This window comes from Vibrio sp. 1978 (assembly GCF_033344345.1).
The window spans coordinates 1-685 of sequence record NZ_JAWPOP010000493.1; the positions used below are offsets into that span (position 1 = coordinate 1).

At 51.1% G+C, this 685-nt stretch carries 1 protein-coding gene; it reads left to right on the top strand.

Translation table 11 applies throughout. The annotated features are described in order from the left end of the window. On the top strand, window positions 1–685 hold a 685-nt coding region (istA, locus tag R8N49_RS27420), incomplete at both ends, for an IS21 family transposase (protein ID WP_318190491.1).

A 685-nucleotide genomic window follows, 5' to 3' on the forward strand; every position in this document is an offset into this window, starting at 1 on the left:
CTCCAATGAACAAAATCAAAGAGGTATTGCGCCTTAAGTACGACTGCGGTCTCTCAAATCGCAGCATCGCTTCTTGCCTTAAACTCGGCCCGTCAACCATATCGGAACTCCTTACTCGTTTTAAACAAAGCCAACTTGGTTGGCCTCTGCCTGAAAGTTGTAGCGATGCTGATATCACTCAAGCTCTGTATCACGGCAAGAAAGCCAGTCGCGATAAAGTCATGCCAGACTTCACTCAATACGCAGTCGAACTCAGACGTAAAGGCATGACGAAGATGCTGCTCTGGCAGGAATATCATGAGCAATATCAAGAGCAAGCTTACGCTTACACTCAGTTCTGTGAGCACTTCACTCGCTGGTTCAAAACCCAAAAGCGCAGCATGCGCCAGCTTCATGTTGCGGGTGATAAGCTGTTTATCGACTACTGTGGGCCGAGGCTTCAGGTGGTCAACCCTGACACAGGAGAAGTGCGTGAAGCGGAAGTGTTCGTCGCGACCTTAGGCGCGTCCAACTACACCTATGTGGAAGCCTTCCCCAGCCAAGGAAAGTCTTACTGGCTAGAGGCGCATGCCAATGCGTTCGAGCACTTCGGTGGCGTCCCCCATCTCTTGGTTCCCGACAATCTGCGTAGCGCGGTCAGTAAAGCGAATCGCTATGAGCCAAGGCTGAACGACAGCTATCAGAA